Origin of the sequence: Moraxella sp. ZY210820, assembly GCF_030674635.1 — a bacterium.
Lineage (GTDB): Bacteria > Pseudomonadota > Gammaproteobacteria > Pseudomonadales > Moraxellaceae > Acinetobacter.
In genome coordinates, this window is record NZ_CP089978.1 from 96,631 (window position 1) to 113,856 (window position 17,226).

At 34.8% G+C, this 17,226-nt stretch carries 15 protein-coding genes; 7 read left to right on the plus strand and 8 right to left on the minus strand.

Features of this window, described 5'->3' with window-relative positions:
* Positions 1-101 precede the first annotated feature (101 nt).
* Positions 102-1,379: a YihY family inner membrane protein gene (locus LU301_RS00510; RefSeq protein WP_305271484.1), complete on the plus strand. Its 1,278-nt coding sequence runs from the start codon at positions 102-104 to the stop codon at positions 1,377-1,379.
* Positions 1,380-1,393: 14 nt separating this feature from the next.
* Here LU301_RS00510 and LU301_RS00515 read toward each other — a convergent pair whose 3' ends face one another.
* From LU301_RS00515 to LU301_RS00530, 4 genes are read right to left on the minus strand one after another with little or no spacing between them, the layout of a single operon-like run.
* The gene (locus tag LU301_RS00515) at positions 1,394-2,914 is read right to left on the minus strand and encodes a hypothetical protein (protein ID WP_305271486.1); all 1,521 of its coding nucleotides are present in this window, start codon (positions 2,912-2,914) and stop codon (positions 1,394-1,396) included.
* A 15-nt stretch (positions 2,915-2,929) separates the two neighbouring features.
* Positions 2,930-3,589: an OmpA/MotB family protein gene (locus LU301_RS00520; protein WP_305271489.1), complete on the minus strand. Its 660-nt coding sequence runs from the start codon at positions 3,587-3,589 to the stop codon at positions 2,930-2,932.
* Positions 3,590-3,600: 11 nt separating this feature from the next.
* Entirely contained in the window at positions 3,601-5,895 is a 2,295-nt protein-coding gene (locus tag LU301_RS00525) for a hypothetical protein (RefSeq protein ID WP_305271491.1), read from the minus strand.
* A gap of 21 nt (positions 5,896-5,916) precedes the next feature.
* Complete coding sequence (locus LU301_RS00530; protein WP_305271493.1) at positions 5,917-6,318, minus strand: hypothetical protein; 402 nt, start codon at positions 6,316-6,318, stop codon at positions 5,917-5,919.
* 259 nt (positions 6,319-6,577) lie between these two features.
* On the opposite strand from LU301_RS00530, the gene dnaJ reads away from it, so the two are divergent.
* From dnaJ to LU301_RS00545, 3 genes are all read left to right on the plus strand, one after another.
* Positions 6,578-7,702 (plus strand): molecular chaperone DnaJ, encoded by a 1,125-nt coding sequence (gene dnaJ / locus LU301_RS00535; RefSeq protein WP_305271497.1) that lies wholly within the window; start codon positions 6,578-6,580, stop codon positions 7,700-7,702.
* 157 nt (positions 7,703-7,859) lie between these two features.
* Positions 7,860-8,564, plus strand: a complete 705-nt coding sequence (locus LU301_RS00540) for a fumarylacetoacetate hydrolase family protein (RefSeq protein WP_305271501.1) — start codon at positions 7,860-7,862, stop codon at positions 8,562-8,564.
* 156 nt (positions 8,565-8,720) lie between these two features.
* On the plus strand, positions 8,721-10,943 hold the full coding sequence (locus LU301_RS00545; RefSeq protein ID WP_305271504.1) for an NADP-dependent isocitrate dehydrogenase: 2,223 nt from the start codon (positions 8,721-8,723) through the stop codon (positions 10,941-10,943).
* A gap of 324 nt (positions 10,944-11,267) precedes the next feature.
* Here the strand turns inward: LU301_RS00545 and ypfJ are convergent, their stop codons facing one another.
* Both ypfJ and LU301_RS00555 read right to left on the minus strand, forming a co-directional pair.
* The gene (gene ypfJ / locus LU301_RS00550; protein ID WP_305271506.1) at positions 11,268-12,164 is read right to left on the minus strand and encodes a KPN_02809 family neutral zinc metallopeptidase; all 897 of its coding nucleotides are present in this window, start codon (positions 12,162-12,164) and stop codon (positions 11,268-11,270) included.
* On the minus strand, positions 12,164-13,108 hold the full coding sequence (locus LU301_RS00555; RefSeq protein WP_305271509.1) for a DUF808 domain-containing protein: 945 nt from the start codon (positions 13,106-13,108) through the stop codon (positions 12,164-12,166). Before LU301_RS00555 ends, ypfJ begins: the two co-directional genes overlap by 1 nt.
* A gap of 215 nt (positions 13,109-13,323) precedes the next feature.
* Between LU301_RS00555 and LU301_RS00560 the strand changes: the two genes are divergently transcribed.
* The 3 genes from LU301_RS00560 (at position 13,324) to tusA (ending at position 15,982) form a co-directional block, all read left to right on the plus strand.
* Positions 13,324-14,742: a hypothetical protein gene (locus tag LU301_RS00560; protein WP_305271512.1), complete on the plus strand. Its 1,419-nt coding sequence runs from the start codon at positions 13,324-13,326 to the stop codon at positions 14,740-14,742.
* Positions 14,743-14,842: 100 nt separating this feature from the next.
* Positions 14,843-15,664: a 4-hydroxy-tetrahydrodipicolinate reductase gene (dapB, locus tag LU301_RS00565; RefSeq protein ID WP_305271515.1), complete on the plus strand. Its 822-nt coding sequence runs from the start codon at positions 14,843-14,845 to the stop codon at positions 15,662-15,664.
* A 69-nt stretch (positions 15,665-15,733) separates the two neighbouring features.
* Positions 15,734-15,982: a sulfurtransferase TusA gene (gene tusA / locus LU301_RS00570; protein ID WP_305271518.1), complete on the plus strand. Its 249-nt coding sequence runs from the start codon at positions 15,734-15,736 to the stop codon at positions 15,980-15,982.
* Between the two features lie 14 nt (positions 15,983-15,996).
* Here the strand turns inward: tusA and LU301_RS00575 are convergent, their stop codons facing one another.
* Both LU301_RS00575 and LU301_RS00580 read right to left on the minus strand, forming a co-directional pair.
* Positions 15,997-16,110: a type II toxin-antitoxin system RelB/DinJ family antitoxin gene (locus LU301_RS00575; RefSeq protein ID WP_305271521.1), complete on the minus strand. Its 114-nt coding sequence runs from the start codon at positions 16,108-16,110 to the stop codon at positions 15,997-15,999.
* Positions 16,111-16,208: 98 nt separating this feature from the next.
* Positions 16,209-17,108 carry an SDR family NAD(P)-dependent oxidoreductase gene (locus LU301_RS00580; protein ID WP_305271525.1) on the minus strand — a complete coding sequence of 300 codons (900 nt, stop codon included), beginning with the start codon at positions 17,106-17,108 and terminating at the stop codon, positions 16,209-16,211.
* Between the last annotated feature and the right edge of the window lie 118 nt (positions 17,109-17,226).

The window sequence follows — 17,226 nt, forward strand, 5'->3', positions numbered from 1 at the left end:
AAATTGTCTAATCAGCAAACATTATAGGGCGAATAAGTCATGCTTTCAATGTGATATTCTGTTAATATACCCTTTAGCAAGTAGCAAGAGTTATTGTTTTTATGTGGGAACGTATTCAAAAACATACATTATTTCATCGCCCTAGCATTCAATTTATTATTTTTGTGGTTCGCCGTTTTCTACAAGACCGTTGTAGTGAGCAAGCGAGTTCATTAACCTATACCACATTATTTTCTGTGGTGCCAATGCTAACGATTTTTTTGGCGATTGTGTCATCGATTAAAGCCTTAGAGCCTGCACGTCAGCAATTACAAAACTGGATTTATAGTAATTTTTTGCCTAAAACGACGATTGCTTTTGAACAAATGTTGAGTAATTTTGCAGAAAAATCAAGCAATTTAACGGTCATTGGTAGTATCTTTTTATTTGTAACCACTATTTTGATGATTATGGCGATTGAAGATGCGTTTAATCGTATTTGGCGAGTGAAAAAAAGTCGTGAATTTGGTTTTATGCGTTATTGGACGATTGTTTCGCTTGGACCTTTATTATTAGGGACAGCATTTGCTTTATCATCAACCTTAGCATCATTTAGCTTTTTAAATAATCAGTTTGGCTATCAGATTAATGTTAGTTTCTTTTTAGATGTTTTATCTTTTTTATTAACGATTGTTGGCTTTTTCTTTTTATATTGGGCATTGCCAAATCGTAATGTACCGTGGAAATCAGCAGGTTATGCGGCAATTTTTGCTGCGATTGCATTTGAAATTTTAAAAAATATTTTTGGTTGGGCGATGAGTAATTTTACCAGTTATGAATTGGTTTATGGTGCTTTTGCGGCACTACCGATTTTTTTACTGTGGATTTATTTGTCGTGGAATGTGATTTTATTAGGTGTGCAAATTAGTTATGCTGCGACAGTATTTCACCCAAGTCAAAATCCACAACGCCACCCGTTATTTGTGATTTTAGATATTTTACAGATGTTTTATCATCAACAAAAAACAGGGCAAACTGTAACGGAAGATGAAATTTTAACGCTATTTTCAGGCAAGGAATTGGCAAATGCACCGATGTTTTTAAGTGTGTTGCAAGATAAGCAATTTATTCAAAGTACCAAGCAAAATGAATATGTGTTATGCCGTAATTTAGCACAGTTAAGTTTATATGAATTTATTCAGCTTTTGCCATATCATTTCCCAAATTGGCAAGAAATTAATCGTTTACAGCAATATGAACAAAATGATGTTTGGTATGCACAAGTGCATTCATTATTAACCGAAAGCCATTTATATTTGCATGAAAAATTAAATATTTCTATGCAAGATGTGTTTGAATCGGTGGTGAAGCCAATAGATAATATAGAGTCGGATAAATAGCTATCATGTAAAAATTATATTATTTGATGTGTTCGTAGGCTTTCACCATATAGTTTAATATTATCAGGGCTGGCTTTATAGGCTGTAGAGAGGTCATTTAGCCATAGTTTTAATAATTTTGGTCTCTCTTTTGTGGCTGGTTTTTTAATAACTTTATTTGGATTTTTACGACTAAAAATAGAATAATCTCGAGCTAAAATATATTCTACATCATATTGCCAATCTTGGTAATGATCATGAACGAGTATAGGTTGGATATGCTTAATTAAATTTATGTTAAACTTATCTTGAATTAGAGCATTTTTTATGGATAAAGAATCTGTTGTCATAATTAAATCAACTTCAGGTGCTTTACCTACTAAAGGTTGAATAAAATAATAATGTTCAAATTTCAAAATAATGACAGGATATTTTTCTTTAGTGTCAGAAAAACTGTCATAAAATCTAACTTGTTCCATGATATCACTAATACCAAGATTATTATATTTTGAGATTTCTGAAGATGGAATAATTAAATAAAAATCAATAATATATGTTTGATAATTTTCCCAAAATGAATATCGGCTAACACTTCTATTGGTTTTTCCTATAATATTTTCTTTATTAATAGAGGAAATTTTTTCAATTATTTTTTTCAATTGATAATAATTACCAGCACCAAGCCAAGCGTTGAGAATTTGATTATATTTAATCCCTAATTTTTGTTTAAAATCAGGCTGATTTGTCCATTGTTTTAGCCATGTAAAAATATCGCCAAATTTATGTGTTTGGTTTTCAAGTTTTATTAAGTCTGTACTAAAATACGGATTGTCAAAAATTGACCAAGCACGGCTGACTGCAAAATCAATATCAGTTTGTTCATTTAACCACGCTTGAATGGTTGAACTATATTCGGTTAATTGTTGCTCTGATAATTTTAGATAAGCATTTAACCAAAATACCCCTGCACGCTGTTTTAAGTCGTCAGGAATGATAAAAGGATAACTCTTTGATAATTCTCGAATACTGAGCTTTTTATCTTTTAAAGCAAATTGTGCGAGATGTTCAGCATCATTTTTTAAGATACTTAATGTAACAGTTTTTAAAGTGGTATCTTGCCAATGATGATTTTTACCCTGAATTAAAGTTTGTTTTAGATGGTCTAAAACCACTACATTGCCAAAATGTTGCGAAATATCATCATATTCATATTGTAAAAGGAAATTAAGCGTTGTTAATAACTCTTGTTCTTTATCATGTTGATTAATTACTGATTGCCACCAATGTTGTGCTACAGTTTTGGCAATAGGTGTATTCCAACCATCATGACGAATAACCAATAAAGCTAAAATATCCAAAATATCAAAATCATGAATAGTGTTTTTACTTAGTGCTTCAAACTTTTGTATGCAACGGTCATAGAGTTTAATATCGGTCTTAAATTTTTTTACAATACTTAAATCCAAATCTTGCCACGGCTTAACATTAAAGATAGATGTATAACGAAAAGGACGCATATTATCCGCATTAATAGATGAAAAGTTAATCTTAAACATAACGTTGCTACTCATTTATTCATTATTTTGAATTTTAGTTTTAACACTCTCAACAAGTTGATGATCTTTAAATTCAAAACGGATAATTACTCGGCGGTCTTTTGGATTTGGGTTAAATTCTGTGCCTGTAGCATCATTTTCACCACGTCCTACTGCGGTTAATTTATTGAGTAATTGGTCTTTATAAGTAAAATGAGGCATATAATCTACATGGGTTAAAATGGCATTAGCACGTTGGGTACTTAAAGTCATATTAGATGCATAGCCTCCTTGCTTATCGGTATGACCTTCAATGATGATACGGTCAATCGCATTATGTTGCTCTTCTGGTAACTCAAAGATAGCTTTAGCATAAATAGGCATAATTTTGGTATAGTCAGCACGCCCCTGTGAACTTAATGAAGCACTACCAGACTCAAAATTTGTTTCGTCTGATACGATTAAGCGACCTGTTTTTTCATCAACATTGACATTTAAGCCTTGCTCTTTTAGCGATTTTTCAAGGTTTTCTGACACTTTTAAAATAATCGCATCACGTTTCATTTTTTGCATTGCTAAAATGGCGACAGCGAGGGCAAGAAATATCGCCATCAGACCTGTCATCATATCAGATAAAGCAATCCACGTTGTTGAATCTTCTTCATAATCTTGTAGCGGTTCTTCATGAATAATCATAACGGATACTCTTAATTTTTGTTGTTATTTAAGTTACTGGTTGAAATTAACGCAGCCGCTGCCGTAATTGATTCATTTAATGCCTTTTCAAGCACTTGATTTGATTCAGTAAATTTTTTCACATAAGTTGCATTTAATGCTTCAAATGCTTTACTAAATTCTTTTGGCATTTCATGTCCTAATTTTTCCAACTCTTTTGTGATGATTTGCATATATTCTGTTGTTGCTTGCAAATCTTTCATCATATTGTTTTGACCAGATTTTAAATGAGTTGCAATCGTAGCCATTTGATTGAGTAAGCTACCATAAATTGGGTTGAAATTATTGAGTAATTTGGCTGAAGCGTCATTAATATCATTTTGGCGGTTTGCCATATTCTCAAATTGTTCTTTGAGTTGATCCGCTGTGCCTTGTAATGCTTGAGCTTGGATACCAAGCGTTTTTTCAAGCTGTTCATTCTGTTTAGTAAAGAATTCAGTTAAACGCTCTTTATATTCATTTCTAAAGGCTTCTAATTCATCACGTAATTTTTGTGATGATTGTTCAAGTGTCTTATCAATTTCGCCTAAAGTTTCTTTCAATGCTTTCGCACTATCATCAATCAAGCTCGAAGCACGTGTACCTGTTGCTTCAAGTTCGCTGTTCATACGCTCTAAATGGTTGTCCATTTGCTCGTTAAACTGGGTTAAAGTACCGCCTAATTCTGTTACGACCTTATCGGCGATATCATCAATTACGCCTTGCATAGCGGTATTCATTTTTTCTGTTGTACTGCTGATTGATGAAGTCATTGCTCCTGTTGCCACCGTAATTGCTCCAGTCATGGCAACGGTTGCAGATTTCATACCATCTTTAATTGCAGGTTCAATTTTAGCCAAGTTATTTTGTAATTCTTGGTTAAATTGTTCAAGCATTTCGTGTTGATTTTTTTGGAATTTATTCATATCTGCAACGGTTGAAGTCATCGTTGTATCTAATTGGCTTACAACAGTTTTCATCTGTTTTGTGCTTGCTTCAATGGTTGATTTCATTTCAGTTGTAGCTTGAGTAAGTGTTGTATTCATATTGCCACTTGCTTGATTAATTGCTCCAACTAAAGCATTTTCAGCATTTTTCATACCATTTTTAATAGCAGGTTCAATTTTATTTAAGTTAGTTGATAATTGCTGATTAAAATCAGTGAGCATCGTTTTCTGATCATTTTGTAAATTTTGCATATTAGATACAGTATCTTTCATTGTTGTATCTAATTGGCTTACAACAGTTTGAATATTGCTTGCAGCATGAGTTATTCTTTCAACTAAATTATTTGTTTGAATGACAAAAATATCAATTTGTTCACCAACATCACCTAATTTATTAATCAAACGTTCATTGGTTTGCTGATTATCACGAACGGTTGCAATCACTTGATAAGTTGATTGAGTTGTTTTGGCAATCTCATCTTTAATTGGAATTAAAATTTCATCTTTTAATTCATCTAAAAGCATACGAATAGTATCATTATTATTGCGGGCTAATGCTTGTTGAATACCAGTTAGTGATGGTAGTAGAATTTCAGTCATTTTTTGTGAAACAACATTACCCAATGCTTCCATATCATAGCCTGTCTCCATTTTTGCAATAGAGCCAGATAGATTTTCCATGTTTTTATTTAGAGCATAAAAACTCTTTGCTTGTGTAACATAATGTGATTCATGTACTTGTTTTAATTTGGCTAATAAATTGATTTGGTTTGTTAAATTATCAGTTTGAGTTTGATAATAGCTTGTATGTGTATGATTAATATCTTTTAATAGTTGTGTTTGTTGTGTTAAACCCTGTGAAGAAAGCGTTTGATGGCTATTTAACTCTTTTAGCTTTGCATTCTGCTGTTGCAATTCAAAAATAGTTGCATCATTATAACCTTTAATGGTGGCTTTATAATCTTGATTGGCAATTTGTCTTTGTCGAGCTAGTTCAGCATTTGTACGAGCATTTTTTAACAAATTGGCAACCATAAAGAAAATGGCACCAATAATTCCCGTCAGAGAGAAAATAAAAACATGCTTTAAACTGCTGACAAATTCGCTTAATGTTGCAATATTATCAATATCTAATTTTGATAATGAAATGGTTAAGGCAATAAATGTTCCTGAGAGACCTAAAGATGTCATCACACTTGGAGCATATTTGAGTTTTGTTAAGGCTTCTGTATTTTTCTTACTAAGTAGAGATAGAAAATATAAAAACGCAGAACCTAAAACAACAAACATAGCTATTTCAAATAAACCAAGTGTTGTAAAAAAACTGATAAAATTATTCATTGCCATTGACCTATATCTATATCAAATTAAATTAAAAAATTGCTGTTGAGATTGTGTTAAACCGTTAAATAAAATATCTTTGGGAATATGTAGCCCTGTATCTGGCGATTTTCCATAAGCATAAACACTATAAAAAATACCATCGCCATGTATGCCTTGTTCATTTGTATCAAGTGTTACGCTAATGACCTGTTGATTTGCTTGTTGGTAAGCTAAGTGTAACGCGGTTAATTGACAATGATTTTTTTGTGTGAGAAAAGCCATTTGTTGGGCTTGGTATAAATTGAGTTCATCTTTATTGAATGAAGTTGTATCAAAATGTTCATCGTGTAAATAGTCAAGACTATGCCATAAATCATTAAAATATTTAGCTAAATTTAACCAAGAGAGAACATTATCGACATCAACTGTTATATTCCCCATAAAATAACCTTACAAATATTTAAAAAAAAATAATAAAAAATTAAACCTGTATATTATACAATTTGTTTTGTTTTGTTTTGTTTTGTTTTGTTTTGTTTTGTTTTGTTTTGTTTTTGTAAATTTTGTGTCTTTATTTTTATTTTGAGTTCGTTGATAAATAAATTATCTAATTTATACTTTTTTAGCTTGTAAAATCAATACTAAATCCCCATTAAACAGGCATAGAATTGTATTTAAAGTTTTTTAAGGAGCGAGCCGTATGGCTAAGCGTGATTATTATGAAGTTTTAGGTGTGTCTAAATCGGCGAGTGATGATGAGATTAAAAAAGCCTATCGCAAATTAGCTATGAAATATCACCCAGACCGTAATCCAGATAATCCAGAAGCAGAAGAAAAATTTAAAGAAGCATCTGAAGCATATGAAGTATTATCGGACAGTGAAAAACGTAGTATGTATGACCGTATGGGGCATAATGCGTTTGAAGGCGGTTTTGGTGGAGCAGGTGGTGGCTTTGGCGGTTTTAATGCTGAAGATATTTTTAGTCAATTTGGCGATATTTTTGGTGGAGCGTTCGGAGGCGGTGGTCGCCAACAACGCCAACGTCAAGGCAGTGATTTACGCTATGTGATGGAGCTGAGCTTAGAAGAAGCAGTTAAAGGTACAAATAAAGAAATAACCTTTACAGCACCAGCACCATGTGAGACGTGTAATGGTAAAGGTGCAAAAAATACATCTGATATTGACACCTGTAAACATTGTCATGGTTCTGGCTATGTGCGTATGCAACAAGGCTTTTTCTCGGTACAACAGCCATGCAGTCATTGTCGTGGGCAAGGTAAAACCATTAAAAATCCTTGTGGAACGTGTCATGGTTCAGGGGTTGCTAACCGTCAGCAGACTTTAGAAGTGAAAGTGCCTGCTGGGGTTGATAATGGCGACCGTATCCGTTTGGCGGGTAAAGGTGAGGCGGTGCGTGATGGTGTCGCAGGTGATTTATATGTTGAAATTAGCGTGCGTGAGCATGATATTTTCCAACGTGATGGTGCGGATTTATACATGGACGTGCCAGTGAGCATTACCGATGCGGCGTTGGGTAAAGAAGTACAATTACCAACTTTAGATGGTAAGGTCAATCTCAAAATTCCAGCAGGTACGCAAACAGGTAAATTATTCCGCTTGCGTGGTAAGGGGGTAAAACCTGTACGTCAAAATATGGTGGGCGATTTATTATGCCGTATTGTGGTGGAAACGCCTGTGAATTTGACAGCTCGTCAGCGTGAATTGTTAGAAGAGTTACAAGCGACTTTAGATGGCGAAAATGGTAGTCATTGCTCGCCAAATAAAAAAGGCTTTTTTGATAAATTAAAAGATTTATTTGATTAATCGTGTTGTAAAAAATGAAAAATAGCATTTATCTTAGGGTAAATGCTATTTTTTATGATGTTGAATGTGGAACATATTACCAATATGAAGATATTGACAAAAATATTTAAATCATCGATAGTGATGTTAATATTATTCATATTGTTAGAGAAAGTTGATGAATTATATATTTGCCCCTGTTGCCCCTGTCGGTTTAAATATCTCAGGTTGTGATGATTTATACCCTGTACGCCGTGTGTATTGTGTCGGACGTAATTATGCTGCCCATGCTCGTGAAATGGGGTCTGATCCAAATCGTGAACCGCCATTTTTCTTTTGTAAACCGAATGACCCACAATCGATTATACCTATTCCACAAGGAAAAATCGTGGATTTGCCGTATCCATCGCTTACTAAAAATTATCATTATGAAGTAGAATTAGTTGTTGCCATTGGTAAAGCAGGACAAAATATTACTGTTGAACAAGCGGTACAACATATTTATGGTTATGCGGTAGGCTTGGATATGACTCGCCGTGATTTACAAGCAACTATGAAACAAGGCGGTCGTCCTTGGGAAATTGGCAAAGCATTTGATTATTCTGCACCGATTGGCACGATTCACCCTATTGAACAAATTGGCGAGTTAAATGCAGGCGAAATTTGTTTATCGGTCAATGGTGAAGTGAAACAACGGAGTGATATTAATCAACTGATTTGGACTGTGTCGGAAACCATTAGTAAATTATCTGAATTATTTGCTTTACAAGCAGGTGATTTGATTTTCACAGGAACGCCTGAAAATGTAGGAGCGGTAGTAAAAGGTGATATTATTTATGCAAGTATTGCAGGTTTAAGCGATATTCAGCTGAAAGTTGTTTAAATATGTAACGAGTGTTTATTTTAGCTGATTTTATTGTCTATGGAATAAGTTAGTTTTTGGAAAACTTATGCTATAATGCTAAGGTTACGCTAGAAGCTATGCCTTTGCATAGATAAACCACTTATTCCTATTGTTATCAAAAATTAAGGAGTTTTTATGAGTACGTCAAAAATTGTTTATACCCACACTGACGAAGCTCCAGCATTAGCGACTAAATCGCTATTACCGATTGTGCGTGCCTTTGCGAAAAGTGCCAATATTGAATTTGAAACTTCAGATATTTCATTATCAGGACGTATTTTAGCAAATTTCCCTGAAAACTTAACAGAAGCACAACGTGTACCAAATGCGTTGGCTGAATTGGGCGAATTGGTAAAAAAAACAGAAGCAAATGTTATCAAATTGCCAAATATTAGTGCATCAATGCCACAATTAAATGCTGCAATTAAAGAATTACAAGATAAAGGTTACAATATTCCAAGTTATCCTGCAAATCCACAAACAGATGCAGAAAAAGAGATTCAAGCACGTTATGACCGTATTAAAGGTAGTGCGGTAAACCCAGTATTACGTGAAGGGAACTCTGACCGCCGTGCACCAAAAGCAGTGAAAAACTTTGCTAAAAAATATCCACATAGCATGGGTGCATGGACTGCGGATAGTAAATCACACGTTGCAACTATGAATGGTGGCGATTTCTTTAGCAATGAACAATCGGTAACTGTTGCCAATGCAACAAGTGTTTCTTTTGTATTGACCGATGCTCAAGGCAATAAAACTGAATTGCGTAAACCAGTAGCATTACAAGCAGGCGAAATCATTGATGCAACTTTCATGAGCAAAAATGCGTTAGTGAAATTCTTAGCTGAACAGGTGGCTGATGCAAAAGCTCAAGGCGTATTATTTAGCTTGCACATGAAAGCAACCATGATGAAAGTGTCTGACCCTATCATTTTTGGACATGCTGTAAGAGTATTCTTTGCTCCTGTATTTGAAAAATTTGGCGATAAATTGGCTGAAGCAGGTGTGAATGTAAACAACGGTTTTGGTAACTTATTAGCAGGCTTAGAAAAATTAGATGCGGATACACGTGCTGCGGTAGAAGCTGAAATTGCGAATGTTTATGCAAATAATCCTGACTTAGCAATGGTTGATAGTGATAAAGGTATTACGAACTTACACGTTCCAAGTGATGTGATTGTTGATGCCTCTATGCCTGCGATGATTCGTAACTCTGGTCGTATGTGGGATAAAGATGGCAAAGCACAAGATACTAAAGCGGTGATTCCAGATAGTTCTTATGCACACATTTATACAGCAGTAATTGATTTTTGTAAACAACATGGTGCATTTGACCCGACTACAATGGGTTCTGTACCAAACGTAGGTTTAATGGCTCAAGCGGCTGAAGAATACGGTTCACACGACAAAACATTTGAAATTCCACACGCAGGTACTATGCAATTAATCGATGCGGAAGGTAATGTTTTAACGACACATGAAGTAGAAGCTGGCGATATTTGGCGTGCTTGTCAAACTAAAGACGCTCCTGTAAAAGATTGGGTACAATTAGCAGTAAATCGTGCTCGTTTAAGCGATACACCAGCAGTATTCTGGTTGGATAAAAACCGTGCTCACGATGCGCAAATTATCAATAAAGTAGAAGTTTATCTTAAAGATTTAGATACAACTGGTTTAGATATTCGTATTTTAGCACCTGCTGAGGCGTGTCTATTTAGTCTTGAGCGTATCAAAGACGGTAAAGATACCATTTCAGTAACTGGTAATGTATTGCGTGATTACAATACTGACTTATTCCCAATCTTAGAATTAGGTACTTCTGCGAAAATGTTGTCTATCGTTCCATTAATGAATGGCGGTGGTATGTTTGAAACGGGTGCTGGTGGTTCTGCTCCTAAGCACGTTCAACAATTTGTAGAAGAAGACCACTTACGTTGGGATTCATTAGGCGAGTTTTTAGCATTAGCGGTATCTTTAGAGCATTTAGCACAAACAACGGGCAATAAAAAAGCACAAGTATTGGCTGATGCTTTAGATAAAGCAACTGAACAATTATTGTTAAATGACAAATCGCCAAAACGTAAAGCAGGTGAGTTAGATAACCGTGGTAGTCATTACTATATCGCACGTTATTGGGCGGAAGCGTTAGCTGCACAAGATGTAGATGGTGAATTAAAAGCACAATTTGCACCTGTTGCAGAAAAATTAGTAAGTCAAGAGGCAACAATTTTATCTGAATTGAACGATGTTCAAGGTAAAGCAGTTGATATTAAAGGCTACTATGCACCAGAAGAAGCGGCTGCAAGTGCGGCAATGCGTCCAAGTGCAACGTTAAATGCTGTGATTGATGCGATTTAATTTTGATAATATCGTGTTTATCATAAATTTGGTTTATAAGATATAAGTTATTGAAAATAAATGAAAAGTAGGGTGCGTATTACGCACCTTACTCTGAAATTTATAAAAATATTTTGTAAATCAATTATTTAAAGCAAAAATAAAGCGTAACTTTTTGGGTTACGCTTTATTTTTTGAGATGATTTGTGTAGTCGATTTATATCAGAATAATACAAAAAATGTAGGGGTTTATCACATAAACCCTTTGTAAAATTAATTACTTGGGCGTATATGATACGCCCCTACAATTCAATGATAAATTGAATTTACGCTAGTTTGATATTTTTAAATCGGCTGACCAAAAGTATCACAACGATTTAAATCACCTGTTTTCCAACCCACCGAAAACCAATGCATACGCTGTTGGCTCGTTCCATGTGTAAAGCTATCAGGAACAACTTGTCCTGTGGCTTTTTTCTGTAGATAGTCATCACCAATTTTATGAGCGGCATCCATTGCTTCTTCAATATCGCCTGCCTGTAAAAATTGTGTGCGTTGTTGATTATGGTGAGCCCAAATGCCTGCTAAACAATCCGCTTGCAATTCTTGACGCACCAATAATCTATTTGCTTCAACTTTATTGACCTGTTGCTGAGCTTGGCGAACTTTACTAGAAATACCCAAAATCGTTTGAATATGATGTCCTACTTCATGTGCAATGACATAGGCTTGAGCAAAATCGCCTGCTTGGTCTTTACGAGACAATTCTGTTTGATTTTGTTCACCTGTAATGCCCATTTGTGTACGCATTTCTTTAAAGAAATCGGTATCAATATACACTTTTTGGTCAGCAGGACAATAAAAAGGTCCCATTGCAGAACTGGCAGAACCACAGGCAGATTTAACCGTTTTACTAAATAGCACTAATTTAGGTGCAACATATTGTTGATTTAATTGTTGCTTAAAAATAGGTGTCCATGTATCTTCGGTATCGGCTAAAATGGTTGCCACAAAAGATTCTGCTTCTTTCTGCTCAGCAGTTGGATTTTTGATTGCGACTTGCTGGCTTGAACCTTGTGTGATTTGTGCGGTGGTATTATAGGCGGTCATTGGATCGACACCAAAAAACTTCCACGCAATAAATGCAACCACAATTCCAGCTATACTAATGCCACCAGCTTTAGCACCACCACCACGACGATCTTCAATATTATCGCTTTCTCTACGACCTTTCCACTGCATTAGTGTACTCCTTTTTTACCCATCATCTTTTGGGCAAGTGTAACAACAGCTAAAACGATTGTACCTGAAATCAAGCCAATCACAAAATTAATCAACATTTCGCCTAATGAGCCTAAAATCATACCAATATGGGGTACTAGTTCAATACTATCAACAGTATGTTCAGTAAAATGATGTAGCTGTGGAATAACGTGGGCTACAATACCGCCACCCACTAAAAACATAGCCAAAGTACCAACCACGGATAATGTTTTCATTAACATCGGTGCAAAAGCCAATAAAGCATTACCTATTTTTTGCTGTACTGCTGATGTTTGTTGGGTAAGATAAATACCAAAATCATCAATCTTAACAATCATAGCAACTAAGCCATAAACACCTATAGTCATACCAATGGCAATGGTACTCAGTACTGCAATTTTAGTAGTTAAAGTTGCAGCCGCAACGGTACCCAAACTAATTACTACAATTTCAGCCGATAAAATAAAGTCAGTACGAATCGCACCTTTAATTTTATCTTTTTCCATTTGCACTAATTCAGCATCCGATTTATTGGCTAATTCATGGATTCTTTGCAATTCATCATTATGTGCTTCATTTTTATGTTTACGCTCATGCCAAGAATGAACTAATTTTTCTACACCTTCAAAGCATAAGAATAAGCCACCAATCATTAGCAATGGATTAATTAAAGCAGGGGCAACCACACTAATAATTAATGCCAAAGGTACTAAAATTAATTTATTAACAAACGAACCTTTAGCAACTGCCCATACTACAGGGAGTTCTCGGTCAGCTTTAACACCTGCAACCTGTTGTGCATTGAGTGCTAAATCATCACCTAGTACGCCTGCTGTTTTTTTTGCAGCAACTTTACTGAGTACCGCAACATCGTCTAAAATTGTTGCAATATCATCTAACAAGAGTAATAAACCACTTGCCATTATTAAAACCTTTATAGATTAAAAAATGCTATTTTAAAGGATTTTGCAATAAATACCTAGTTGATAATGCAATATCACTACAAAACGGTGGTTTGTTTAAAATTCTATCAAAAAATAAGATTTTCTTATAATATTACTAGGCAGAAATATTGAGTTACATTAAAATATAGCGTAAAGTCAGTTTTTAAATAAAAACAAATAATCAGAGAGATGATGTGAAATTTCTGCTTGTTGGATTTAGCCCAAAAGCTACGGTACAATTTGAACAACTCATTTATCAAGAATTAGGCGAGCATATTGTACACAATGTGCCTAGGGAATTTGTTGATTTAAATCCTATCATACCCCAAATTTCAGCACGAGAAACGCAAAGTGATTTATGTGTAATTGATCTTGATGGTATTGGAATGTGGGAATATAGTCCTGACCATAAAAGTGAAATTGTGCGTATTTTAGCCAATCGTCCTGCTATTCTTATTTCGTATCAAATTCATAGTGGTTGGCAAGATGCTGTTACTGAATGGACTTTGTCAAAAATTGATTTAGTGGCAAAACCGCATACCACTGAAGATATGATAAATTTACTTTTGCTTGCTCTACGCCGTGAATTAAAACGTAAACCGCAACAATCTGTTTATACTTCTGCTCAATCTGGCAACCATGTTCCTGAAGTTCATGAGCCTAAACAACACACAGAAAAAGCTTCGATTTATGCATCAAAAGTACCTGCATCATCGGTTCAAGTAGATGAACAAATATCAAACAAACCTAAAAAAGAATCAATTTATGCGACCAAAACAGCACAAGCCGTACATCAGCCACAAATGGCTAAGCCTACAGACCAACAAAAAAAATCGATTTATGCTCAACAAGAAAATAGCCATACTGATGAAAATACAGGATTGTTGCACAATATTTTAGAGCAGGCACAAGTTACACGTAAATTATTAAGCCAGCATTGGTATGATTTTGAACATAATGAATTATATCGTCATCTATTTGATTTATTTGCACAAAAAGATGTTTTTAAAATTCAATGGAAACATCATGAGCTAGTGGTTTATCCGCAGCGGAATGCATTATTAGTGTGTGATTTTGCTCAATTTTGGGCAGATTTTCAACAGTTAAATGAGCAACAATTACAAAATTTATTTTTTAATAAAATTCCTGTCAATGGAAATTATGAACAATTAGAAACAATTTATTTACAACAATTTTATATCCGTTATCCACTCAATGTATTTTTATGGCAATTTTATCATTATGTTTTACCATCACAATTCACATTTAATAAGTATGAGTTAAAACTTAAACTTAAAGCATTGCCTAAATTTGCTCAAATGGAAAAAATGCCTGCTTATATGCAAAATGTAGCAACGGTATGTGTTGAAAAAACGCAAAACTTAGAGCAATTACAACAAAGTAGCCGTTTTAATTTTTTAAGTTTATCACATATGCAACGCATTTTTTTATTATCGGTTTTAGCAGATTATGCGGATAGCCATTTATTGTTGAATACGCTGACTGAAAAGAAGGTGGTTGCAGAACTTGCTGTTGAAGAAGAAAAAATCGAGACATCAGTTGTAGAAGCAAAGGATAAAGGTTTATTGCAACGTTTGTTTGGTAAACGTTAAATGGTTAGATGGGTGTTATTATTTATCAAAAAATTTAGATGATGATAATACAAATTTATGCGATAATAAATGGAAAGATCAAAATTTTTTGAGTAAAATCATGGCAAATCAAGTAAAAATCGGCATTTTAGGTGCTGGCGGTCGTATGGGTCGCATTTTAATTCAAGCAGTTATTCAAGCAGAGCAAATTTTAGCGGCTGCGGTGGAACGTCCTGATAGTAGTTTAATTGGTGCTGATGCTGGAGAACTAGCAGGAGTTGGTACATTAGGCGTGAAAGTTGTAGGTTGCTTAACTGATGTGATTAAAAATTGTGATGTTGTGATTGATTTTACTTCACCAAGTGCGACAGAACAGCATTTAAACATCTGCCGTGAAGCAGGTGTAGCAATGGTTATTGGTACAACTGGTTTTAATGATGCACAAAAACAATTATTACAAGATACAGCGAAACATATTCCGATTGTTTATGCTGCCAATTATTCAGTTGGTGTGAATGTATCAATTAAATTATTAGAATTAGCATCAAAAGTATTTGGCGATACAGTAGATATTGAAATTATTGAGGCACATCATCGTCATAAAGTGGATGCTCCATCTGGTACTGCATTGATGATGGGTGAAGCGGTTGCTCAAACCTTAGGACGTAATTTAAAAGAAGTTGCGGTTTATGGTCGTGAAGGGCATACAGGTGCAAGAGACCGTCAAACAATTGGTTTTGAGACGATTCGTGGTGGTGATATTGTGGGCGAGCATACCGTCATGTTTATTGCTGATGGTGAACGTGTAGAAGTAAGCCACAAAGCAACCAATCGTATGAATTTTGCCTCTGGTGCGGTACGTGCCAGTGTGTGGGTTGCGGAAAAACCTGCACGTCAATATGATATGAAAGATGTGTTAGATTTAAATCATATTCAAATTTAAATCATTTATTACAGTAACAATGTAGGGGCGAAAAATTTTCGCCCTGTTGTATTATTGGAAAGAAAAATTATGAGCGATATTACCCCCCACTATCATTTGGATACCAAAGGTTTACGTTGTCCTGAACCGATTATGATGTTACACCGTGTGATGCGTAAAGCACAATCAGGTGATTATATTGAAGTGATTGCAACTGACCCATCAACCTCGTGGGATATTCCAAGATTTTGTACTCATTTAAATCATCAGTTGGTTGAACAACAGCAGTATGATGAAGATAATGCAACGGTTTATCGTTATTTGATTCAAAAAGGGTAAATTAAGTGATTGAGTTAAAATAGGAGTTTCAGCCAATCAAATGATAATGGCACTTTACCTGTTTGTGCGATTTGATTGAAAAACATTCTCACAGCTTGGCTTGGTGTCAGTCCATATTGTAATGACATTAAAATTATATCAAACTCACAATGGAAGACAATATTGAATTACCGTAGAGAAAAACAGAGCGTATTGCTTATCATTTTAAGACTAAGCCCAAAACAGCTTAGTCTTTTTCATTTGGAAAAACTTTAAAATAAGCCTTCTGCCACAATGGTAATTTGACTTTCTTTTCGGTTTGTTCGCCTAAGGCTTTTGATGAAGTTGGGAATAATTTGAACATCGTGGACATCAATTTACTGTTGGCTTCAGGAGCAACCGCATACATCATGGACGCAAAACGCCCTAAACGTGTCGCCACTTCTTTAGGTTGCTTAATAATAGCATACGCTACTAAATTTGCTGCTTGTTCAGTTGAAAGCGTTGGAGCAAAACGATAGATTTTGGTCGGTTCAATCATTGGCGTGCGTACCAATGGCATATAAATTGAAGTTACATTAATTTTATGGGCATATACTTCTGCCGATAAACAACGGCTAAACGCATCTAAAGCTGCTTTAGAGGCGACATAAGCCGAAAAACGTGTTGCATTGGCTAACACACCAATCGAACTAATATTAATAATATGTCCTTTTTCATAATTCATCATATTTGGTAATAAATTTAAAATTAAACGCACCGCACCAAAATAATTGAGTTGCATGGTACGTTCAAAATCATGAAAACGCTCTAGTGATTCATGTACTGCACGGCGAATTGAACGTCCTGCATTATTGATTAAAAAATCAACATGATTGAATTGACTTAAAATCTTGTTTGAACACTCATCAATGGCGTTAATATCATTTAAATCACATGGGAATACAGAGGCTTTCCCCCCCGCATTTTGAATTTCTTGTTGTACTTCTAATAATTTTTCTTCGGTACGAGCAACCAATAATACATGAGCCCCCGCTTCTGCTAACATCTTAGCTACGGTTAAGCCTATCCCGCTAGATGCACCTGTTACTACCGCAATTTTACCTTGTACATAAGCGTTTAATTGTGGAATATAATTTTTTTTCATACCGAGCAAGCCATTCAAAAATAACGATGTATTATATAAAGTCCTGAACAAAAATCAATGCTAAAATTTACCGATTTATACATTGATGTTCTCATTATTTTATAAGGACAAATCGAGT